The sequence below is a fragment of the Roseococcus sp. SYP-B2431 genome (assembly GCF_004336745.1).
Classification (GTDB): domain Bacteria; phylum Pseudomonadota; class Alphaproteobacteria; order Acetobacterales; family Acetobacteraceae; genus Roseococcus.
Map to the genome: position 1 here is coordinate 40269 of NZ_SJXD01000022.1, position 20683 is coordinate 60951.

Genomic DNA, 20683 nt, shown 5'->3' on the forward strand with positions numbered 1-20683 from the left:
TCCCTTATTCGGGAGCATCCTGGATCGGCCCGCCGCCATCGTCCAGACGAGCGCGGACGGCTTTCGCGAGGCTGTCGAACTCAGCGACGGTCAGTTCCTCCGCCCGCCGCTCGCCGGCGATGCCGCAGGAGGCGAGCAGCGCATCCGCGGATCCCAGCGACTTCAGCGAGCCCCGCAGCATCTTCCGCCGCTGGCCGAAGGCCGCGGCTGTCACGCGCTCCATGGCGCGGAACAGCGCGGGCTCCGGCTGCTCGGCATGCGGCGTGACGACCACCACCGCGGAATGCACCTTCGGCGGCGGGCGGAAGGCCCCGGGCGGCAGCCGCAACCCGATGGCGCAATGCGCCACCCATTGCGCCAGCACGGCGAGGCGGCCGTAATGGTCCGTGCGCGGCGGCGCCACGATGCGTAGCGCCACCTCCTCCTGGAACATGAGCGTCATCCGCTCCCAGGCTCCGGCCTGCCGCAACCAGCCGATCAGCAGCGGCGTGCCGACATTGTAGGGCAGGTTCGCCACCACCTGCCGTGGCGGGGGCAGCGCCGTGCCATCGAACTTCATCGCGTCCTGCTGCAGTACGGTCAGCCGCCCGGGAAAGGCGGCCCCCACCTCGGCCAGCGCCGCCAGGGCGCGCGCATCCAGCTCGACCGCGGTGAGATGCGCGAGCGGTGTCGCCAGCAGCGCCCGAGTCAGGCCGCCCGGCCCCGGCCCGACCTCCAGCACCTGGCGGCCGGTCAGGTCGCCCGGCAGGCGCGCGATGCGCGCGCAGACGGTTTCGTCCAGGAGAAAGTGCTGGCCGAGTGCCTTGCGCGCATCCAGCCCGTAGCGGCCGACGACCTCGCCCAATGGAGTCAGCTCAGAGCTCATCCGGGACGCCTGTCGGCTGAGGGCCCGGCCGGGATTCTTCGTGCCGGGCGGAAGGAAAGGCCGGCACGATGCAGGGACATCGGGTCAAGCTTCCGGCGCACCCGGCGCGGAAAAGACCGCCGGGGCCGACCCGGCAGGCGTCCCGGATGGGCTCTCAGGCACGCGTCTCGATCACGGCCCGCCGGCGCAGCTCGCGCTGGAGCTGGCGCGCCAGGACCTCCACGCGGTCGCGCAGGATCTGCTGGCGGGCCGCGTCGGCGGAGAACTCCTCCTGCTGCGCCTGCTCGCGCGAGCAGACCATGAGGATCAGGATGCCGTCCGGCGAGATCACCGGCTGGCTGGCCCGGCCGACGGGGAGCGTCGCCAGCATCTGCCGGAGCGGGGGCGGGTTCAGGGCCTCGAGCCGGATCGGGCCCGGATCGGCAGGGCGGTCGCTGCCGCGCGGCTGGGCGTCCATCTGCTCGCAGCCGCGCAGGCTCGCCGACAGCCGCTGCGCCCGCTCCAGGACGGCGCGGTGCGCATCCGTCGGCGCCTGCGGGTCGAGCCGGCCGGAGAAGGGCAGGAAGAGCTGGCGGAGGGAGAGCATGGTGGAGTTCTGGATCCGCCCGCCCTCGCGCTTGCCGCGCAGGGTGACGATCTGGAAGCCGCCCGCCACCCGGATGGCGTTGCTGATCGCGCCCGAGGGCATGCGGTCGACGATCGACGCCACTTCGGGGTCGAGCTGGGCCGAGGTCACCCAGCCCAGGTCGCCGCCCTGCACCGCCGTCTGCGACTGGCTGAACTGCGTCGCCACGGCGGGGAAGGGCGAGCCGCGGCGGAGCTGGCCGACCACCTCCTCCACGAAGCGGTTGACCTCGCTTTCGGTGGAGGGATCGTCCACCGGGATGAAGATCTCGCCGACGAGGTATTCGGTCTGGCCCTGCCGCGCGCGGTGGTTGGCGATGGCGCCCTGGATGTCCTGCTCGCTGATCTCGGCCAGCGGGCCCAGCATCTGCCGGAGCAGCCGGCCCCAGCCGATCTGGGCACGGATCTGGTCGAAGAGCACGCGCGTCTGGATGCCGGTCGAGCGCAGCTGCGCCCGCAGCATGCCCTGCGGCATGTTGTTGCGCCGCTCGATGTCGCCGATGGCCTCGGCGATGTCGTTGTCGCTCACGGCGATGCGGCGGCGCTGCACCTCCTGGATGCGCAGCTTCTCGTCGATAGCCAGGCGCAGGACCTGCGGCCGCAGCCGGTCCAGGACCTCGGGAGAGATCGAGACGCCGGTGTTCATCGCGAAGAGCCGGGCGCGGGAGTTCACCTCGGCCTGGGTGACCACGTCGCCGTTCACCACCGCGAGGATGCGGTTGCCCTGTGCCGTTGCCGACGGCGCGGGTGCCGCCGCCGGGGCGCGCTGCGCCGCCGCGGAAAAGGCTCCGAGACACAGGATCGGGACCAGCAGGACGGCGAGGAACGGGGTGCGGGGCATGATTCGATGTCTCATAATGCAGATTGCCCGGGGAGCAACCGGAAGGTTCGGTCAATCTGCATGTGCAACGCTGTCCCGCCCCTTAAATGGCACGGAAGAAATAGTCGCCGACGGTCTTGAAGCCGACGCGGACCAGGAAAACCGTGTTGCCGACGAAGTCCTGCCGCGTCGTGATGTCCTGGGCGTAGCGCCGCACCAGTCGTCCCTCCACGATGAAGCATTCGTCCTCGTAGCCGACCAGGCCCTGCACCAGCACGGGTCTGTCCAGCTTCAGGTCGTAGCGGATCGTGGCATTGGCCCGCCAGATCGCGCCGCCGGCCGTGCGGTATTCCGCCCCGCCGCCCACGGAGACCTCGTTGCGGCCCTGGTCGTTGCTCAAGATGAAGGGCTGCGGGCGCTGGTACATGTAGCCCGAGCTGAGATAGATGCCCTGGAGGGGACCGATCCGGCCCAGTTGAAGGCTGGCCACCGCCTCGCTCGCGCGGTGCGCCCCGGTCTCGCCGTCCAGCCGGGCGCGGCCCAGGATCTCGAGCCAAGAAACCGGCGAGAAGGTCGCCCGGCCGACCCAGTCCGAGGCCCGCTCGTCCAGCCCCTGGCCGGCCGGCAGGTTGTTGGTGCCGGCGATGCGGTAGGAGCGCCCGACGAGACCCTCCACGCGGCCCCCGTTCACGAAGTTCCAGCTGGCCCGCAGCGCGCCGTCGATGCGCGTGCCGCCCTCGAGCCGGTCGCGGCCGGAGAAGCGGTTCAGATTGAAGAGGTTGGCGTCGGTGAACTCGAAGTCGAGGCTGTCCTCGTTCGGGAAGCGCAGCTGGCGGCCCATGTTCGGCCCCGTGACGAGCTGGACGCGAGGCTCGATCAGCTGCGTGCCCCATTTTCCGGCGGAGCGCATGAAGGGCATGCGCCAGTCCATCGCCGCGCGGAAGTTGGCATTGACATGCGTGCCGTTGGCGGCCGGCAGGTTGGTGGGCGCGATGTCCTGGCCGCCGGCATAATAGCCGAGGACGTCGGCCTGGCCGCGCGCGGTCCAGACGCCGCCGAAGCCGTCATGCATCGGCCGCTCCCAGGTGGTGCGGGTGGCGAGGCGCTGGCTGAAGGTGCCGATCTCGCGGGTCAGGCCCAGGAGGCCGATATCCGTGGTGAGCCAGCCGCCGGCGAACTGCTTGCGGGGCGCGTATTCGAAGATCGCGTTGGGCCCGACGATCGGAATTCGTGTCGTGTCGTCCGTGCTGCGCAGGCCCTGGTAGAGGCGGCTGTCGATGCGGGCATAGGCCTCGGTGCCCCAGAAGCCTTCGGCATAGACCTGGCTCGTGAGCACGCGGCGGTATTCGAAGCGGAAGGTCCGCAGGTAGGAATCGCTGGAGGCCCGGTTCAGGTCGAAGCCCACCCGCCAGTTCTCGTCGATGTTGAAGCGCCCGCGCGCGAAGATGTGGCCGGAGATCCGCTCCGCCAGCTGCTCGTTGGCGCCGGCGCCAAGGCGGATGGCGGCCTCGTTGTCGAAATAGCCGATCGAGCCCTGGATCTGCAGCTCGCCGCTGTTGAAGCGGTGGCGATATTCCAAAGCGAGGTTGGGCAGCACCTTCTCCGACAGGGTCGGGGTGATCAGCAGGTCGGACTGGCCGTTGATCGCCCAGAAATACGGCGTCTGGGCGAAGGCGCCCAGGAAGCGCGTGTAGCCCATGGTCGGGAAGAGGAAGCCCGAGGCACGCGGCGTCTGCGGGTCGGGATGCGAGAAGAAGGGCGTGTAGAGCACCGGCACGCCGCCGATGCGGATCGTGGCGTCCCGGTAGGAGATGCGCTGCGTGTTGCGGTCCTGCGTCGCGACGCGCGCGCTCATCTGCCAGAGCGGCGCGCGGGTGGGATCCTCGGCGCAGAGGTTGCAGGAAGAATAGACCACGCGGGCGATGTCGTTGATCGTGCCGTCGGTGCGGCGCAGCCCGTTGCCGGCCATGCGCGCGTTCTGCGCGAGGCGGGCGCGCACCTCGGTCAGTACGCCGTCCCGGAAGCCTTCGCCGAGCTCCGCCTCGTCGGCGTAGTAGACCTGTCCGTCGGCCTCGATGATCTGGACATTGCCCCGCACCACGGCGATGCGGGTGTTGCGGTCGTAGGTGAAGCTGTCGGCGCGGAGGAAGCGGCCGCCCTGCCACGCCTCGACATGGCCGCGCGCGATCACCCGCTCCCGGTCGCGATCGTATTCCACCTCGTCCGCGGTGAAGGTGACGGGACCATCCGTGTCGCGCCCGGTCTCAGGGGCGTCGGCATCGGGGGGGGTGGCGGGCGTCAGCAGGGTGGACAGGCCCGGGGCCCCGGTCGGCGCCGGAGCGAGGCTCCGCAGCGTGTCGCCCATCTGCTGCGGTTCGGAGTAGAAGGAGGTCGAGCCCTGCTGCGCGTCCGAGCCCACCGGCATGGCAAGCGCGAGCAGCAGGGCCGCCACGAATCCGGCATCCCGCCAGGTCCGGCGGGTCAGGCGTAGGCCGAGCCGCATGGCTTGGCGGCGACGGAGTCTCCGGCGCGCGAAGCGGGGCAGGCCGGAGGGGCGGGCGGGCGGCGGACGCAGCATCGGCTACCCATCCTCCAGATGGAGCAGCAGCGCCAGGGCCAGGAGCAGCCCCGCGGCCGTCGGCACCCAGGCTGCGAGCCAGACCGGCAGCGTTCCCGCCTCGCCGAACTCGCCGGTGATGCGGTCCAGCATGAAAAGTCCGAAGCCGGCCGCGACGCCGGCCGCGATGCTCTGGGCCACGCCGCCGCGCCGGGTGTTGCGCATGGAGAAGCCCGCCGCCAGCAGGGCCATGGTCATGGCCAGCGCCGGCGTGCTCAGCATGGACTGGAACTGCAGCCGGTGCCGGAGCGCCGAGAAGCCCGCATGCTCCAGCACGGCGATGAAGCCGGGCAGCGCCCAGAAGGAGAGGGTGTCGGGCGAGGCGAAGCTGTCCTCGATGCGGTCGGGCGTGAGGTCGGTCGGCAGGTCGATGATCGCGGCCGGGCGTGGCACGCGGTCCGGCCCGAAGGACACGGCCTCCTCCAGGATCCAGCGGCCGGGCGCCAGCCGCGCCCGCGGGGCCTCGATCCGGCCGAGGCTCAGGTCGCCCGCAGAGAGCCGCCACACGGTCACCTCGGCCAGGACGAATTCGGCCGCGCGGTCGGTGCCGAGCAGCCGCGCGGGCCGGCCGGACAGGATGGCGACGCCGTTCGGCTCCAGCCCGCGATCCGCCTGGCGCAGCCAGAGCCGGCCGCCGGCCAGCGCCGTCACGCCGCCGCCGGCGCGCAGGAAGGAGGCGTCCAGCCGCTCCGCCCTTGCGAGCATGGCCGAGGAGATGGGCGAGATCGCCATGATGGCGGTCGCCCCGAAGAGCATGGCCACGACGACCGGGCCGGAGAGGAAGCCCCAGGCTGAGATGCCGGCGGCGCGCGCCACGATCAGCTCCGAGGATCGCGTCAGCCGCCAGAAGGCGACGATGCCGCCGAGCAGGATCGCGAAGGGCAGGATCTGCATGCCCACGAAGGGCATGCGCAGCCCGGCGATGGAGGCCACGAGGCCGAAGGTGGCATCAGGCCGCGTGGCGGCGCGGCGCAGCAGCTCGATGAAATCGAACATCGAGACCAGCAGGGTCAGCGCCAGCAGCATGGCCGCCGTCGCGGTGAGGAAGCGCCGGCCGATATAGAAGGTGAGGGTGCGCGCGACGATCATCGGGCGTAGCCGCGGATCTGCGTCGGTACGCCGGGCATGCCGGAGATCACCCAGGCCGAGATCAGGCCCGGCAGCAGCGCATGCGCCCAGATCAGCGGCAGCAGCGCCGACTGCCGCGCCGCCACATTGCCGATGCCCAGGCCGAGCGCCAGCAGGCCGACCATCATGATGCAGCCCACGAAGAGGTTGAAGCCGCCGCCGAAGCGCCGGAACTGGCCGGTCAGCGCGACGGCCAGCGCCAGGAGCGAGAAGCTGATGGCCGTGAGGGGCCCGCTCAGCCGCTGGTGCGCCTCGGCCAGGAAGCGGCCGCGGTCGCGCAGCGAGACGCCCTCCTCCGGGTGGAAGAGCTCGGCGAGGTCGCGTTCCTGCGCGTTGCGGAAGCGCTGGCCCTCGGCGCGGCTGGCGCGGGCGAGGTCGAGGCTGTTCTCCTGGAAGGTGAGCACGGAGAGGCGCAGCGCGCTGGCGCCGTCGGGCTGCGTCACGCGCTCCACCTGCTGGCGCTGCCCGTTGAACAGCGTCACGCGCGGGCCCTGCGGCGTGGAGGTGATGCGCCCGGTCTCGGCGAGGATCGTAATCGGCGCGCCGCTCTCGCGCGCGTCGTGCACCAGGATGCCGCGGAGCGTGCCCTGCGAGTCGCGGTCGCGCGCATAGACGGTAAGGTCGTCGCCCACCGAACTGAACACGCCCTCCTGCAGCAGCAGGCCGGCCATCTGGTTGCGGATCTCGAACTGCCACTCGCGGAAGGCCTCGTGAGAGGCGGGCGTGATCCAGATATTGAGGACGAAGCAGACGCTCATCGCCAGGCCCGAGATGAACATCGCCGGCTTGGCGAGCTGCCAGTTCGACAGCCCGGCCGCGCGCATCACCACCAGCTCGCGGTCGGAGGCGAGGCGGACATAGGTGAACAGCGTGACGACGAAGGCCGTGATCGGCAGGATCACCCCGAAGAAGCTCGGCAGCAGCAGGCCGGTCAGCTCGAGAAAGACCCAGATGGAAAGGCCGCGGTCCAGCACCAGCTCGATGAAGCGCAGCGACTGGGTGAGCCAGACCAGCGCGGCCAGCCCCACCGTCACGGCGACCAGCGACAGCCCGAGCTGCCGCGCGACATAGACGTCGATCCGCCTCATGCGGTCCCCTGCTCGGTCACGCGGGGGCCGTCAAGGCAGCACCTTGCCCGGATTCATGATCCCCTTCGGGTCCAGCGCCGCCTTGATCGCCTGCATGGCCGAGAGCTCCGCGCCGCCGCGCCAGGCCTCCATCATGTCGGTCTTAAGGCGGCCCACGCCGTGCTCGGCGCTGAAGCTGCCGCCGAGGTCGCGCACGATCTCGTTCACGCAGTCCATGATGTCATGCGCGCGGGCCAGGAACTCGGCCGGATCCATCCCGACCGGCTGCTCCAGGTTCATGTGGATATTGCCGTCGCCCATATGGCCGAAGGGCACGGGCCGGCTGCCGGGGATCAGCTTCACGAGCTCGGCCGAGGCGCGGCGGATCAGCTCGGGCACCGACGAGACGGGCACGGAGACGTCGCTCTTCACGCTCGCGCCGGCGCGCTTCTGCGCCTCGGGATGCTCCTCGCGCAGGCGCCAGATGGCGGCGCGCTGGGCCTCGGATTCGGCGAGTGCCGCGTCCAGCACCTCGCCCGCCTCCATCGCGGCCTCCAGCACCTGCTCCAGCAGGCCGCGCAGCCCGGCGCCCTCGCGGGAGGCGGAGAGGTCCACCAGCACGAAGTGCTCGAAGCCGGGAGCGACGGGCAGCGTGGCGCCCTCGATATGGTCCATCACCAGCCCCATGCCGATGCCGGACATGTACTCGAAGGCGCGCACCGCGCCCTCGTCGGCCGCGCGGAAGCGCCGGAACAGGGCGAGGGCCGCGTCCTCGGAGGGCACGGCGCAGAGGGCCGTCGCGGTCTCCCTGGCGGCCGGGAAGAGCCGCAGCACGGCGGCCGTGATGATGCCCAGCGTGCCCTCCGCCCCCACGAAGAGGTGGCGCAGCGCATAGCCGGTGTTGTCCTTGCGCAGCCGGCGCAGGCCGTGGATCACGCCGCCGTCCGGCAGCACGACCTCCAGGCCCAGCATCAGCTCGCGCGCATTGCCGTAGCGGACCGTGGTGTTGCCGCCGGCATTGGTGGAGAGCAGCCCGCCGATCATCGCCGAGCCCTCGGCGCCCAGACTGAGCGGGAAGAGCGTGCCGTGCTCGGCCGCCACCTGCTGGGCCCTGGCGAGCACCAGCCCAGCCTCCACCGTCATGGTCATGTCGGCCGTGTCGACCTCGCGCACGCGGTTCATGCGGGCGAGGCTGAGGATGACCTGGTCGGGCCGCGCCTCCGGCGTCGCGCCGCCGACCATGGACGTGTTGCCGCCCTGCGGGATGATGGTGATCCCCTGCTCGGCGCAGAGGCGCACGCAGGCCGAGACCTCCTCGGTGCGGGCCGGCCGCAGCATCGCCATGGCCTGGCCGCGGTACAGGCCGCGCCAATCGGCGAGGTAGGGCTCCAGGTCGGACGCCTGGGTCAGCATTCCGTTCGGGCCGAGGATGGCACGGAAGGCGTCCAGCAGTCCGTGGGGGCGGAGGTCGTCGGGCATCGAGGCGTTATACCCGGCCCCGGCAATCACTCCATCCTCCCGTTGCGCATCTCCGGCAAGATGCGTGTGCCCCGATGGACACCCCCGATGGATTCCGAATTGCCGAAGGCCTAGGCTCTGCTAAAATGACCACCATCCATTTTTTGAAACGAGCACCCCCCCATGGCTTCCGGACGTGTCATCGGCATCCTGGTCGTCTTCGTCGTGTTTGCCGCGGGCGGGTTCGCCGTGGTGAACTGGTGGCAGAAGCCGCGCGGCCCCGCCCAGGGCAACACCTATTACCAGTCTTCCAGCGATGCGCGCGTGATCAACCGCCTCGAAGGCTGCGAAGGCTTCAACCAGGCCATCGACGAGGCGATCGCGCTGCAGAACCGCATCGGCCATCCGCACAATTCCGAGCGCCTTCGCCCGCTCAGGCGCGACTGCAGAGGCGAGCAGCAGGAGCATTACCGCGTCATCACGCGATAGTTGTCGCCCCTCGCCTCTTGAGTGATGCCCGTCAGGCGTGGCGGGGCGCGGCGGCGCGGGCCAGCCGGTCCCGGATCGCGGCGCCCAGCCCCCGCTCGGGGATCGGCATGGCGGCGATGCCCCGCCGTCCCGAGGCATCCAGCGTCCGCAGCCCGGAGAAGAGACGCGAAGCCGCCTCGCGCAGATCGCCCGTTTCCGACAGCTGGAAAACCGTCCCGGCGCCGCGCAGAGGCGGGCCGAAGGCCAGCAGCGCCTCGTCCGGGCCGACCTCCGTCGCATCCAGCCGCACCGGCAACGCGGGCGCGTAGTGGGAGAGCATCATTCCCGGGCTGCGCAGCGAGCGCCCGGCGGCCGCGCTGAGCGGAACGGCCCGCCCGACCGGGCCGATCACCGCCTCGATGGCCTCCACCGGCACGCCGCCCGGGCGCAGCAGCACCGCCCCGCCGGCCGCCAGGTCCAGCACCGTGGATTCGACGCCGACCGGGCAGTCGCCCCCCTCCAGCACGGCGGCGATGCGGCCGGAGAGCTCCTCCATCACATGCGCAGCGCTGGTCGGGCTCACCCGGCCCGAGCGGTTGGCCGAGGGCGCGGCCACCGGCGTCCCGGCCGCGCGCAGCAGCGCCAGCGCGCCGTCATGCGCCGGCACCCGCACCGCCAGCGTGTCGAGCCCGGCGCCGGCCAGCAGGTCCACCCGGCAATCGGCCCGGCGCGGCAGCACGAGGGTGAGCGGGCCCGGCCAGAAGGCCGCGGCCAGGGCGCGGGCCCGGTCGTCGGGGCGGACCTCGGCCCAGGCGGATTCGGCGTCGGGGAAATGGCAGATCAGCGGATTGAAGTGCGGCCGGCCCTTGGCCTCGAAGATGCCGGCCACGGCCTTGCCGTTCCGCGCATCGGCGCCGAGGCCGTAGACCGTCTCGGTCGCGAAGGCGACCAGCTCGCCGGCGAGGATCAGCGCCGCGGCATCCAGCGGGTCGTCGAGAAGGACCGTCATGGAGCGGCCCCCCAGGCCACGAAGCCCGGGTTGCGGTAGCCCGGCTTGCCATAGGCCAGCGGCGCGCCGGCCGCGTCCACGACCCGGCCGCCCGCCGCCTCCAGCAGGGCCTGCCCCGCCGCCGTGTCCCATTCCATGATGCCTGAATTGAGCCGCGGCATGACATCCGCGCGCCCCTCGGCCAGCCAGGCGAATTTCAGCGCCGATCCCATCCGCGTCGTGGCGGCGATGCGCAGGCCGCGGCAGAAGCCCTCGGTCGCGGCGTCGTCGCGGTGCGAGCGGCTGTCGAGGAGGTGCAAGCCCTCGCCCGGCGGCCTCCGCGCGGCAATGGGGCGCCGCGCCCCGCCGCTCTCCAGCCAGGCGCCCTGCCCCACGATCCCGGCATAGATGTCGCCCTTCGAGGGGACGCCGATCACCCCCAGCACCGGCCGCCGCGCCACGACGAGCGCGATGCAGGTGACGTATTCGTCGCGCCCCGCGGCGAATTCCCGTGTGCCGTCGAGCGGATCGACGAGCCAGAAGGTCTCCTCCGGCGCCGGCATGCCGCTCTCCGCGCAGGCCTCCTCGCCGACGACGAGCCAGTCCGGCAGGGCCTTGAGCAGCCCCTCGGTGATGATCCCCTCGGCCAGCCGGTCGGCCGCGGTGACGGGACTGGCGTCGCCCTTGCGCTCGATGGCGAAGCCGGCGCGGCGCACGGCCTCGATGGCCCCGCCCGCATCGCGGGCCAGTCCCACGGCGAGCTCGAGCAGGGCGGTGCGATCCATGCGGCGGGTCTATCGCCGCCGCATGGGATGACGCAAGGCGAGGGCGACCCTATTGTCCGTCCCAACTCAGGAAAGCCGGGAAATCCCATGCTCGACATCGCCTTCTCCAAGCCGGCGCTCCCGAAGGCCGGCGCGCTCGTCCTCCTGATCGCCGAAGGCGCCGCGCCCGAGGGCTTGGCCGCGCAGCTGGACACCGAGATGGAAGGCGGCCTGACCCGCGCGCTGGAAGCCGCCTCCTTCAAGGGCAGGAAGGGCCAGTCGGTCACGCTCTGGGCCCCGGTCGTCACCGTCACCAAGCTGCTGGTGGTGGGCATGGGTCCGCTGGCCGGCCTGGACGCCGAGAAGCTCGGCGGCGGCATCTACCCGCAGGTCTCGGGCGAGACGCAGTGCACCGTCGCCGCCGACGGGCTGAGCGCGGCCCAGGCCGCCGCCATCGGCATGGGCGCCGCGCTGCGCGCCTATCGCTTCGACCGCTACCGCACGACCGAGAAGGCCGAGGACAAGCCGAAGCTCGACAAGATCACCGTCCTGGCGGCCGACCCTTCTGGCGCCAAGGCGGCCCATGCGCCGATGAAGGCCGTGGCGCAGGGCGTCTTCCTGACGCGCGACCTGGTCTCCGAGCCGCCGAACGTGCTCTTCCCGGCCGAGTTCGCCGACCGCTGCAAGGAGCTGACGAAGCTCGGCCTCGAGGTCGAGGTGCTCGGCCCCAAGGAGATGAGGAAGCTCGGCTTCGGCGCGCTGCTCGGCGTGGCGCAGGGCAGCATCAACGAGGCCCGCATGGTGGTGATGCGCTGGAACGGCCTCAGCGGCGGCAAGAAGAAGGCGGAGAAGCCCGTCTGCTTCATCGGCAAGGGCGTGACCTTCGACACCGGCGGCATCTCCATCAAGCCGGCCGGCGGCATGGAGGACATGAAGTGGGACATGGCCGGCGCCGGCACCGTCACGGGCCTCATGGCGGCGCTGGCCGGGCGCAAGGCGAAGTGCGACGTGGTGGGGCTGATCGGCCTCGTCGAGAACATGCCGGGCGACAACGCCCAGCGCCCCGGCGACGTGGTGACCTCCGCCTCGGGCCAGACCATCGAGGTGATCAACACGGATGCCGAAGGCCGCCTCGTCCTGGCGGACGTCATCCACTACGCGATCGAGAAATACGATCCGAAGCTGATGGTGGACCTCGCCACGCTGACGGGCGCGATCATCGTCGCCCTGGGGCATGAGCATGCGGGCCTCTTCTCGAACGACGAGGAGCTGGCCGCGCGCATCCTTGCCGCCGGCCTCGCGACCGGCGAGGCCGCCTGGCGCATGCCGCTGGGCGAGGCCTATGACAAGCAGATCAAGTCCGACATCGCGGACATGAAGAATGTCGGCGGCGGGCGCGCCGGCGGCTCGATCACGGCGGCGCAGTTCATCCAGCGCTTCGTGCAGGGCCGGCCCTGGGCGCATCTCGACATCGCCGGCACTGCCTGGAGCAGCAAGGACGCGCCGATCATCCCGAAGGGCGCCACGGCCTATGGCGTGCGGATGCTCGATCGCCTCGTGGCGGACCATTACGAGGGTTGATCCCTTGATCAAGCTGCGGCGCGGGCTGTCGAAGGACGCGGTCCTGCTGCGTCCGATCGCCGAGGGCGCGCCGCATCCCTCCGGTTTCGCGGGCCGACAAGGCCAGGTGCTGGAGCTCTCGCCCGGCGAGCGCTGGATCGGCGCCGACCACGCCGCCACCGCGACGGAATGGGAGGGCGTCGGCGCCGCCTGCATCGCCGCCGCGGGCCGGGCACCGCGGGTGGCGCTGGATGCGCGCGAATTGCCGGCGCATTTCGCCGTCGGCCTGGGCGTCGGCGCCGTGCTGCGGGCCTGGCGCTTCGAGATCCTGAAGGCGCGCCGCGCGCCGGGGCCGCGGCGGCTGGAGCTGCTGGTGGACGATCCGGCGGCGCTGGCGGACGCCTGGGCGCGGGCGGAGGCCCGGCTCTCCGGCGTGCTTCTGGCCCGCGAGCTGGTGGCCGAGCCGGCCAACCGCCTCACGCCGAAGGAATTCGCGCGGCGGCTGCGCGGCCTGGAAAGCGACGGCATCGAGGTCGAGGAGTTCGGGCGCCCGGCGCTGAGAAGGCTCGGCGCGGGCGGGATCCTGGCGGTGGGCGGCGGCAGCGCGGTGCCGCCGCGGATCGTGGTCCTGCGCTGGAAGGGCGGCTTCAGGGCGCCGCCGGTCGCCTTCGTCGGCAAGGGGCTGTGCTTCGACACCGGCGGCATCTCCATCAAGGGCGCGGCCGGGATGGAGGCGATGCGCGCCGACATGGCCGGCGCCGCCGCCTGCGCCGGGGCGATGCTGGCGCTGGCGCGGCGGAAATCCCCCTGCCCCGCCGTGGCGATCCTCGCCATCGCGGAGAACATGACCAGCGGCTCCGCCTACCGGCCCGGCGACGTGCTGCGCATGATGAGCGGCCGCACGGTGGAGGTCGTGGACACGGATGCCGAAGGCCGCCTCGTGCTGGCCGACGCGCTGCACCTCGCCGTCACGCGCTTCCGGCCCCAGGCCGTGCTGGACCTGGCGACGCTGACCGGCAGCGTGATCACCGCGCTCGGCCATCATCGGGCGGGGCTGTTCCACAATGACGCGGCGCTGGGCGCCGCCGTCGCGGCGGCCGGGGAAGCGGTGGGCGAGCGGCTTTGGCCGCTGCCGATCGGCGGGAGGCATCGCGAGGAGCTCAACAGCGACATCGCGGACCTCCGGCAATGCGTGCCCGACGGGACGCGCTTCGTCTCCGACGCCTCCAACGCGGCGGCCTTCCTGCGGGAGTTCGTGGGCACCCTGCCCTGGGCGCATCTCGACATCGCGGGCATGGACACGGCGGAGACGGACGATCTTCTCGCCGCGAAAGGCACGCCCACTGGCTTCGGCGTGCGCCTGCTGGACGCGCTGGTGGAACGGCATTTCGAGGACCCGCACCGGGTATGATGCTTTAGGGAGAATGCGATGAAAGCCGTCTGGTACGAGCGGAACGGGCCCGCGCGCGACGTTCTGGTCCATGGCGAGATGCCCACCCCCGAACCCGCGGCCGGGGAGGTGCTGGTGCGCGTGCATGCCTCGGGCGTGAACCCCTCGGACTGGAAGACGCGCGGCGGCTCGCGCCCGATGGCCGCGGCGCGGGTGATCCCGCACAGCGACGGCGCCGGCGTGATCGAGAAGCTCGGCGCCGGCGTGGATGCAGCGCGGCTGGGCCAGCGCGTCTGGATCTGGAACGCCCAGTGGAAGCGGCCCTTCGGCACGGCGGCCGAATATGTCGCGCTCCCCGCCGCACAGGCCGGGGCCATGCCGGATTCGCTGAGCTTCGAGGCCGGCGCCTGCCTCGGCATTCCGGCGCTCACCGCCCTGCGCGCGGTCACGACCGATGGCGGCGTCGCCGGGCAATCGGTGCTGGTGGCGGGCGGCGCGGGGGCCGTGGGGCACTATGCCATCCAGTTCGCGAAGCGGCTGGGTGCGGCGCAGGTGCTCGCGACGGTCAGCTCGGAGGCCAAGGCCGAGCAGGCGCGCGGCGCGGGTGCCGATGCCGCCATCGACTACCGCCGCGAGGACGTGGCGGCGCGGGTGAGGGAACTCACCGGCGGCCGCGGCGTGGACCGCGTGGTGGAGGTGGATCTCTCGGGCAATGTCGGCCTGCTGCCGGCGGTCCTCGCGCCGGACGGGATCTGCGTCGCCTATGGCTCGGCCGAGCGCGAAGTCGGGGTGAATTTCGGGCCGATGATCCTGGGCGGATTCGCGATCCGCTTCTTCATCGTCTACGAGCTCGCCGCCGGCCCGCGCGCCGAATGCGAGGCGCTGCTGGCGCGCTTCCTCGCGGAGGGTGGCCTGCAGCACAAGGTCGCGGTGACCATGCCGCTGAGCGAATGCGCGGCGGCGCATGACCTGGTGCAGGCGGGCACCGTCATGGGGAATGTGGTACTGACGGTGCCGTGAGGATGTCCTTCGCGCGGCCGGCGGCCGCCGCACCAACCCTTCCGGCCGCGCAGAGGCAGCCCAATGGCTGAGATCGGCTTCTACCACCTCACCCGCAGCACGCTGGAGCAGGCGCTGCCCCGCCTGCTCGGCCGCGTGTTGGCCATTCCGGCCCGCGCCCAGGTGCTCTGCGCCAGCGAGGAGCGGATGAAGTCGCTCGACGACGCGCTCTGGCTCTGCCCGGAGCCCGACTGGCTGCCCCATGGCACGCGCGATCCGGCGGAGCAGCCGATCTTCCTGACCGTGCAGGACGGGCCGGCGGCGAACGGCGCGGCGCATCTCTTCCTGACCGAGGGCGCGGAGAGCGCGCATCTCGCGGACTACGCGCGGGCCTTCGATCTCTTCGACGGCGGCGACGAGAGGGCCGTCGCGGCGGCACGGCAGCGCTGGAAGGCCGCGAAGGAGGCGGGCCACACCCTCGCCTATTGGCAGCAGACGGAGAAGGGCTGGGAGAGGAAGGCGTAGTCCGCCCCCTCAGCTCTCCATCATGATCCCGGTGAGTTGCGCCATCTCCTGCCAGCGGCGCACCTCTGCGAGCTGGAAGACCGCGAAATCCACGGCGCCCATCGGCGCCGCGTTCAGCCCGGCCTGCACCGCGCGGGCCGCGACATCGGCCTGGGACAGCGCCTCTAGGAAGGCCAGGGACAGACGCGTCACCCGCCCGGGCTCCACGCCCTTCGGCGCGAAGAGGCCGAACCAGGCGTCGACCGCCATGAAGGGCACGCCCGCCTCGGCCACCGTCGGCACGGCGGGAAAATCCTCCAGCCGCGCGGGCGCGCCGATGGACAGCGCCCGCAGGCGGCCCTCCCGCACCAGCGCCACCACGCCCGGCCAGGTGGAGACGTAGAAGTCCACCACGCCCGCCACCGTGTCCGTCGTGGCCGGGCCGCCGCCGCGATAGGGCACGTGCACCGCGTCCATCGCCGAGCGGCGCACGAGGGTCTCCGCGATCACATGGCTCGCCGAGCCGGCCTGCGAGGAGGCATAGGAAATCCGCCGCCCGCCGCGCCCCCGCTCGATCAGCCCCGCCATGTCCCGCGCGGGCGAATTCGCCGGCACCACCGTCGCGTGATGCACCGTCGCCAGCCGCGCGATGGGCGCGAAGCTCTCCACCACCTGATAGGGCAGGTTCCGCGTCATCCACTGGTTGGAGGCGTGGGTCTGGTTGTGGCCGAGGATGATGGTGTTGCCGTCGGGCGCCGCGCGCGCCGCAGCCTCGGTGCCGATGATGCCGCCGGCGCCGCCGCGATTGTCCACCACGACCGGCTGGCGCAGCAGCGTGCTGGCCCGCTCGCCCACCACGCGGGCAAGGATGTCGGTGCTGCCGCCCGGCGGGGCGGGCACGATCAGGCGCAGCGGGGACTGGGTCTGCGCGCGGGCGATGGCGGGCGCGGACAGCAGGCCGCCAAGGGACAGACGGCTGAAAAGGCGACGTTTCATGGGCTCCTCCGCCCCCTCCATAGCCCGGATTCCGCCGCCGCGCAGGGCCTGTCAGGCCCTTTCCGCGACCTGCGAGGCCGGCAAGGCGCCGAGCGCCACCGCCTCGCCGAGCAGCAGCAGGATGGGACCGTCGCCCGCCCAGCCCGGCGCCTGGGCCACCACCTGGGCGAAGCTGCCACGCAGATCGCGCTGCCGGGGCGAGCCGCCACGCTCGATCAGGGCCGCGGGGGTGGCAAGGTCGAAGCCCTCCCGCGCCAGGCCGTCGCGGAGCGCGGCGAGCGTCGTGAGGCCCATATAGACGGCCAGCGTCTGCCGCGAGCGGGCGAGTGCGGGAAAGTCCAGGTCCAGCCGGCCCTCGCGCGTGTGGCCGGTGACGAAGGTGAGCATCTGCGCCGCGTCGCGATGGGTCAGCGGGATGCCGGCCTGCGCCGCGCAGCCGAGGGCCGCGGTAACGCCGGGCACCACCTCGAAGGGAATGCCGGCGGCGGCCAGGGCCTGGGCCTCCTCGCCGCCACGGCCGAAGACGAAGGGGTCGCCGCCCTTGAGGCGCACCACGCGCAGCCCCTCGCGCGCCAGCTCGACGAGCAGCGTGTTGATGCCCTCCTGCGGCACGCAATGCGCCGCGCGCCTCTTGCCGACGAAGATGCGGCGCGCATCGCGCCGGGCGAGGTCGAGCACCTCGGCGCTGACCAGGCGGTCATGGACGATGACGTCGGCCTCGCCCAGCGCGCGCAGGGCGCGCAGCGTGAGGAGGTCGGCCGCGCCGGGGCCGCCGCCGACCAGCTGGACGAAGCCGCGCGGCGCGGCGTCGGCGGCGTCGAGCATGCGGGCGAAGGCGGCTTCGGCCTCGGACTGGCGGCCGCTCAGGGCCAGCTCGGCCGGCTCGCCGGTCAGGGCGCGCTCCATGAAGCTGCGGCGCGCGGGCAGGCTCGGCAGGCGCGCACGGACGGCCCGCTGGAAGTGCCGGCCCAGCGCGGCGACACGCCCGATGAGCGGCGGCAGCGCCGCCTCCACCTTCTGGCGGATCAGCCGCGCCAGCACGGGCGCCGCGCCGCCCGTCGAAATACCGATCGTGATGTCGTCGCGCGTCACGATGGCCGGCGTGATGAAGCTGCACAGCTCCGGACGGTCCACCACGTTGACCGGAATGCCGCGGCGCAGGCAGGCCTCGTGCAGGGCGTGCAGTTCCTCCTCCGGCGCGCCGGCGGCCACGACGAGGGCGCAGCCGTCCAGCAGCGGCTCCTCGAAATGCGCGGCCTCGCGCAGCTCCGCGCCGGCCGCACGCAGCAGCGCGGATTTGGCCGCGAGCGCCTCGCCCTCTCCGAGGAGGAGCACCGGCCGGCCCGCGAGGTCCAGGAAGGCGGGAAAATGGCGCATCAGGCGGGGATTTTCGGCCTCGCGCAGCATGCGGTCAATTCCGGCCTGCCGCGACAGGCGCCGCTCAGCCCGGGAGGGCGCCAAGGTCGCGCAGGCGGCGGCGCAGGGCGTAGAGCTGGTCCAGCAGCGAAAGGACGACGGGCAGCGCCTCCTCGTTCACCTGCATCACGTCGCGCAGCTCGAGGATGAGGCGGACGCGCTCGGCGTCGATCTCCTCGAAGATCAGCTCGGCGCCGCGGCGCTCGGCGCGGACATGGCCGGCGCAGATCCAGCGCTCCAGGTCGCCCTCCTGAAGCGAGGAGAAGCGGGCGCAGAGGATGTCGAGGGTGATCACTCCCCGAACTCCAGCCCGGCGCGGGGATCCTCCGGGTGTTCCGGTTCCCAGCCGCGGACGAATTCCTCGAGCGCGGCGTCGGGCGTGCCGACCGCCACCCGCAGCGTGAGGAAGAGATCGCCGGCCGCGCGCTGGCCGTGCCCGGCCACGCCCTTGCCGCGCAGGCGGATGGTGCGGCCGCTGTCGCTGCCGGCGGGCAGGTTCACGCGGAGCGAGCCGTGCGGCGTCGGCACCACCACCGGGCCGCCGAGGACCGTCTCCTTCAGCGTCACGGGCAGGTCCATGCGGAGATCGTTGCCGTCGCGTCGGAGGAATTCGTGGGCCGCCACATCGAGCTCGATGAGCGCGTCGCCCGCGGGGCCGCCGTTGCCGCCGGGCCCGCCCTGGCCGCGGAGGCGCAGCACCTGGCCGGAGACGACGCCGGGCGGAATCTTCACGCTGAGCGCCTTGCCGTCCGGCAGGGTGAGCTGGCGGGTGGCGCCGCGCACGGCGTCGAGGAAGGCGACGTTCAGGCGATAGGATTCGTCCGTGCCGCGGCGCGGCCCCGTCTCGGCACGGCGCCGCGCCTCGAAGATATCGGCGAAGAGATCCTCGAACATGCCCTCGGGGGCCTGGCCGTAGCGGGCGCCGAAGGGCTCCTCCGCCTGCCGGCGATAGCCGCCCGGATTGAATCCGCCCGGGCCGCCATAGCCGGGCGGCGCCTTCTCCTGGCCCTCGGCGTCGATCTCGCCGCGGTCGTAGCGCGCGCGCCGCTCAGGGTCGGACAGGAGGTCATGGGCGGCGGAGGCGGCCTTGAATTTCTCCTCGGCCTCGGGCTTGCCGGGATTCAGGTCCGGATGGTGCTTGCGCGCGAGCTTGCGGTAGGCCGACTTGATCGCCTCCGGCGTTGCGTCGCGCGCCACTCCCAGGACCTTGTAAGGATCTTCCGCCATCAGCCGTCCGAACGCGGAACCCAGGGCAGACGCGCGATGTCGATGCCGTCGTCGCGGAGGGCCTCGGCCTCCTCGTCGCTGGCCTCGCCGTAGATGCCGCGCGCCTCGACCTCGCCCTCATGGATGCGGCGGGCCTCCTTGGCGAAGTCGGGACCGACATAGTCGCAATTGGTCTCGATCTCGTGGCGCATGCGCTGGAGGAGGGCCACGACCTGCGCAGGCATGGGGCCGGCCGCATGGTGGGGGCCCTCGGCGGGCGGCGCGGGCGGCTTCGCGGGCAAGGCGGGCGGCGCCTCAGCGCGGCCCTTCACGCCCGGCGCCTTCGCGACGGCCGGCGTCATCAGCGCCTTGGAGACGCGCGCCTCCCCGCAGGTCGGGCATTCGACGAGGCCCGCCTCGGCCATGCGGTCATAGGCGGCGCCGTCCTTGAACCAGCTCTCGAACTGGTGCTCGTTTTCGCAACGTAGTGAAAAGCGGATCATTCCGGTGAACCTCGACCGGATGGGCCCTGATGGCAACCGGTCATCTCGGCTTCACATGGGGAGAGATGGAGCGCCCTGACAAGACGGGCGTTTTCACGCCGCCAGCAGCGCATCCAGCTTGCCGGCGCGCTCCAGCGCCGAGAGATCGTCCGAACCACCGATGGGCTTCCCGTCGATGAAGATCTGCGGGACCGTCGTGCGGCCGCCCGAGCGCTCGATCGCGTCCTTGCGGGCCTGGCTGCCGCGCGGCGCATCGAATTCCTGGAAATCGACGCCCTTTCGCTCGAGCAGGGCGCGCGCCCGGTCGCAATAGGGACAGAAGACCTGCGTGTAGATTTCGACCTGTGCCATGCGTTCATAGAAAGGCTCGGCCGCCGCGTTTTGCAAGTCACCCATTGCAAGTCGCCACCGGCCCTCCCTCGCGCCAAGGCTCGGCGCGGTGGGCGTGGCTCGAACGTCAGCGGGCACAATCGGCCGACCGGATCCAGCAACGGTCTTCCGCAGCCTGCAAATTTCGGTGTAAATAACAACCGGAAGTTGTTCAAATGCCATGTCATACAACCGGAGAGAACGGGTGCTGAACCTCGACACCGTCTGGAAGATGTCCGCTCCCTACAAGATCCATTCCTATGTGAAGGACGTCTACTCGCCACCCAAGCCCGCCGTCCGGCCTTCCGGGCCGCTTGAGCCGGGCGATATCCTGCTCAAGATGAATGATAAAAGTCTCCTGAACATCGGCATCAGCCTTGTCGAGGCGGCGACACTCACCGGAGACCACGCGGCCTTCTCGCATGCGGGGCTCGCCAGCTCCGGGACGATGATCGCGGAAATGAGCAAGGAGGGGCTGAACAACCACAATCTGTCCGGCGAGAATGCCGGATACACCTACGACGTCTTCAGGTGCCAGTTCCGCCAGATCGCGCTTGCCGCCGTGGAAGCGAACAACGCCCTCATGCGGGCCGGTAAGGTGAACTATACCATTCTGGGCGCCGGCCTGTCCGCCTTGCCGTCGCTGATATCGAGCAGCAACGAGAACCGGCTTCAGCGCGCCATTCGGAACATCAAGGCCCACCGATTCGATCTATTCTGTTCCGAGCATGTTGTCTTTTGCTATGTAGCCGCCCTTGAGGACAACAACACGCTCACAAGCGTCAGCCATCAGTCGAAGAATCTGACCATGCACGACTTCTTTGATCGCGAGCCAGGGCATTATAGCCCAAGCTACCTCTACGGCACCCTCATCAACCACAAGTTCTTCCAATATGTCGGCCGCTGCCGGGGCGCGAAATGGATCGCGTCCTGACAGTCGC

20 protein-coding genes are annotated in these 20683 nt (G+C 71.6%); 6 read left to right on the plus strand and 14 right to left on the minus strand.

Annotation, left to right across the window (positions count from 1 at the left end):
• Positions 1-4: 4 nt before the first annotated feature.
• The 6 genes from rsmA to EJV46_RS08195 form a co-directional block, all read right to left on the minus strand.
• On the minus strand, positions 5-865 hold the full coding sequence (gene rsmA / locus EJV46_RS08170) for a 16S rRNA (adenine(1518)-N(6)/adenine(1519)-N(6))-dimethyltransferase RsmA (protein WP_131548132.1): 861 nt from the start codon (positions 863-865) through the stop codon (positions 5-7).
• 154 nt (positions 866-1019) lie between these two features.
• Positions 1020-2330 (minus strand): peptidylprolyl isomerase, encoded by a 1311-nt coding sequence (locus EJV46_RS08175; RefSeq protein ID WP_240782460.1) that lies wholly within the window; start codon positions 2328-2330, stop codon positions 1020-1022.
• An 82-nt stretch (positions 2331-2412) separates the two neighbouring features.
• Entirely contained in the window at positions 2413-4887 is a 2475-nt protein-coding gene (locus EJV46_RS08180) for an LPS-assembly protein LptD (RefSeq protein WP_240782461.1), read from the minus strand.
• A gap of 3 nt (positions 4888-4890) precedes the next feature.
• A complete protein-coding gene (gene lptG / locus EJV46_RS08185; RefSeq protein ID WP_131548134.1) occupies positions 4891-6015 on the minus strand; it encodes an LPS export ABC transporter permease LptG in 1125 nt (374 codons plus the stop codon).
• Entirely contained in the window at positions 6012-7142 is a 1131-nt protein-coding gene (gene lptF, locus EJV46_RS08190; RefSeq protein ID WP_131548135.1) for an LPS export ABC transporter permease LptF, read from the minus strand. Before lptF ends, lptG begins: the two co-directional genes overlap by 4 nt.
• 30 nt (positions 7143-7172) lie before the next feature.
• Entirely contained in the window at positions 7173-8600 is a 1428-nt protein-coding gene (locus EJV46_RS08195; RefSeq protein WP_131548136.1) for an FAD-binding oxidoreductase, read from the minus strand.
• 162 nt (positions 8601-8762) lie between these two features.
• Between EJV46_RS08195 and EJV46_RS08200 the strand changes: the two genes are divergently transcribed.
• The gene (locus tag EJV46_RS08200) at positions 8763-9068 is read left to right on the plus strand and encodes a hypothetical protein (protein ID WP_131548137.1); all 306 of its coding nucleotides are present in this window, start codon (positions 8763-8765) and stop codon (positions 9066-9068) included.
• Positions 9069-9099: 31 nt separating this feature from the next.
• On the opposite strand, the gene EJV46_RS08205 is transcribed toward EJV46_RS08200, so the two are convergent.
• Both EJV46_RS08205 and EJV46_RS08210 read right to left on the minus strand, forming a co-directional pair.
• Positions 9100-10056: an L-threonylcarbamoyladenylate synthase gene (locus tag EJV46_RS08205; RefSeq protein ID WP_131548138.1), complete on the minus strand. Its 957-nt coding sequence runs from the start codon at positions 10054-10056 to the stop codon at positions 9100-9102.
• A complete protein-coding gene (locus EJV46_RS08210; RefSeq protein WP_131548139.1) occupies positions 10053-10820 on the minus strand; it encodes a 3'(2'),5'-bisphosphate nucleotidase CysQ in 768 nt (255 codons plus the stop codon). Before EJV46_RS08210 ends, EJV46_RS08205 begins: the two co-directional genes overlap by 4 nt.
• Before the next feature lie 87 nt (positions 10821-10907).
• Here EJV46_RS08210 and EJV46_RS08215 point away from each other — a divergent pair, with 87 nt between their 5' ends.
• From EJV46_RS08215 to EJV46_RS08230, 4 genes are all read left to right on the plus strand, one after another.
• Positions 10908-12380 (plus strand): leucyl aminopeptidase, encoded by a 1473-nt coding sequence (locus tag EJV46_RS08215; RefSeq protein ID WP_131548140.1) that lies wholly within the window; start codon positions 10908-10910, stop codon positions 12378-12380.
• A 4-nt stretch (positions 12381-12384) separates the two neighbouring features.
• The gene (locus tag EJV46_RS08220; RefSeq protein ID WP_131548141.1) at positions 12385-13770 is read left to right on the plus strand and encodes a M17 family metallopeptidase; all 1386 of its coding nucleotides are present in this window, start codon (positions 12385-12387) and stop codon (positions 13768-13770) included.
• 18 nt (positions 13771-13788) lie between these two features.
• The gene (locus EJV46_RS08225; RefSeq protein WP_131548142.1) at positions 13789-14769 is read left to right on the plus strand and encodes an NADPH:quinone reductase; all 981 of its coding nucleotides are present in this window, start codon (positions 13789-13791) and stop codon (positions 14767-14769) included.
• A 63-nt stretch (positions 14770-14832) separates the two neighbouring features.
• Entirely contained in the window at positions 14833-15273 is a 441-nt protein-coding gene (locus tag EJV46_RS08230) for a DNA polymerase III subunit chi (protein ID WP_131548143.1), read from the plus strand.
• Positions 15274-15282: 9 nt separating this feature from the next.
• Here the strand turns inward: EJV46_RS08230 and EJV46_RS08235 are convergent, their stop codons facing one another.
• From EJV46_RS08235 to grxC, 6 genes are all read right to left on the minus strand, one after another.
• Positions 15283-16248, minus strand: coding sequence for a tripartite tricarboxylate transporter substrate binding protein (locus EJV46_RS08235; protein WP_131548144.1), 966 nt, complete (start codon positions 16246-16248; stop codon positions 15283-15285).
• Positions 16249-16299: 51 nt separating this feature from the next.
• Entirely contained in the window at positions 16300-17655 is a 1356-nt protein-coding gene (gene cysG, locus EJV46_RS08240) for a siroheme synthase CysG (RefSeq protein ID WP_240782462.1), read from the minus strand.
• A gap of 34 nt (positions 17656-17689) precedes the next feature.
• Complete coding sequence (locus EJV46_RS08245; RefSeq protein WP_131548146.1) at positions 17690-17959, minus strand: chaperone modulator CbpM; 270 nt, start codon at positions 17957-17959, stop codon at positions 17690-17692.
• Positions 17956-18894 (minus strand): DnaJ C-terminal domain-containing protein, encoded by a 939-nt coding sequence (locus EJV46_RS08250; protein WP_240782511.1) that lies wholly within the window; start codon positions 18892-18894, stop codon positions 17956-17958. Before EJV46_RS08250 ends, EJV46_RS08245 begins: the two co-directional genes overlap by 4 nt.
• The gene (locus EJV46_RS08255; protein ID WP_131548148.1) at positions 18891-19373 is read right to left on the minus strand and encodes a DUF1178 family protein; all 483 of its coding nucleotides are present in this window, start codon (positions 19371-19373) and stop codon (positions 18891-18893) included. The genes EJV46_RS08250 and EJV46_RS08255 overlap by 4 nt, the downstream gene beginning before the upstream one ends.
• A gap of 93 nt (positions 19374-19466) precedes the next feature.
• Positions 19467-19724 (minus strand): glutaredoxin 3, encoded by a 258-nt coding sequence (gene grxC / locus EJV46_RS08260; RefSeq protein WP_131548149.1) that lies wholly within the window; start codon positions 19722-19724, stop codon positions 19467-19469.
• 223 nt (positions 19725-19947) lie between these two features.
• Between grxC and EJV46_RS08265 the strand changes: the two genes are divergently transcribed.
• Positions 19948-20676, plus strand: coding sequence for a hypothetical protein (locus tag EJV46_RS08265; RefSeq protein ID WP_131548150.1), 729 nt, complete (start codon positions 19948-19950; stop codon positions 20674-20676).
• The last annotated feature ends 7 nt before the right edge of the window (positions 20677-20683 follow it).

Coding starts and splice junctions, on each gene's coding strand:
- rsmA (WP_131548132.1), bottom strand. CDS start 865: ATGAGCTCTGAGCTGACTCCATTGGGCGAGGTCGTCGGCCGCTACGGG.
- EJV46_RS08175 (WP_240782460.1), bottom strand. CDS start 2,330: ATGCCCCGCACCCCGTTCCTCGCCGTCCTGCTGGTCCCGATCCTGTGT.
- EJV46_RS08180 (WP_240782461.1), bottom strand. CDS start 4,887: ATGCTGCGTCCGCCGCCCGCCCGCCCCTCCGGCCTGCCCCGCTTCGCG.
- lptG (WP_131548134.1), bottom strand. CDS start 6,015: ATGATCGTCGCGCGCACCCTCACCTTCTATATCGGCCGGCGCTTCCTC.
- lptF (WP_131548135.1), bottom strand. CDS start 7,142: ATGAGGCGGATCGACGTCTATGTCGCGCGGCAGCTCGGGCTGTCGCTG.
- EJV46_RS08195 (WP_131548136.1), bottom strand. CDS start 8,600: ATGCCCGACGACCTCCGCCCCCACGGACTGCTGGACGCCTTCCGTGCC.
- EJV46_RS08200 (WP_131548137.1), top strand. CDS start 8,763: ATGGCTTCCGGACGTGTCATCGGCATCCTGGTCGTCTTCGTCGTGTTT.
- EJV46_RS08205 (WP_131548138.1), bottom strand. CDS start 10,056: ATGACGGTCCTTCTCGACGACCCGCTGGATGCCGCGGCGCTGATCCTC.
- EJV46_RS08210 (WP_131548139.1), bottom strand. CDS start 10,820: ATGGATCGCACCGCCCTGCTCGAGCTCGCCGTGGGACTGGCCCGCGAT.
- EJV46_RS08215 (WP_131548140.1), top strand. CDS start 10,908: ATGCTCGACATCGCCTTCTCCAAGCCGGCGCTCCCGAAGGCCGGCGCG.
- EJV46_RS08225 (WP_131548142.1), top strand. CDS start 13,789: ATGAAAGCCGTCTGGTACGAGCGGAACGGGCCCGCGCGCGACGTTCTG.
- EJV46_RS08230 (WP_131548143.1), top strand. CDS start 14,833: ATGGCTGAGATCGGCTTCTACCACCTCACCCGCAGCACGCTGGAGCAG.
- EJV46_RS08235 (WP_131548144.1), bottom strand. CDS start 16,248: ATGAAACGTCGCCTTTTCAGCCGTCTGTCCCTTGGCGGCCTGCTGTCC.
- cysG (WP_240782462.1), bottom strand. CDS start 17,655: ATGCTGCGCGAGGCCGAAAATCCCCGCCTGATGCGCCATTTTCCCGCC.
- EJV46_RS08255 (WP_131548148.1), bottom strand. CDS start 19,373: ATGATCCGCTTTTCACTACGTTGCGAAAACGAGCACCAGTTCGAGAGC.
- grxC (WP_131548149.1), bottom strand. CDS start 19,724: ATGGCACAGGTCGAAATCTACACGCAGGTCTTCTGTCCCTATTGCGAC.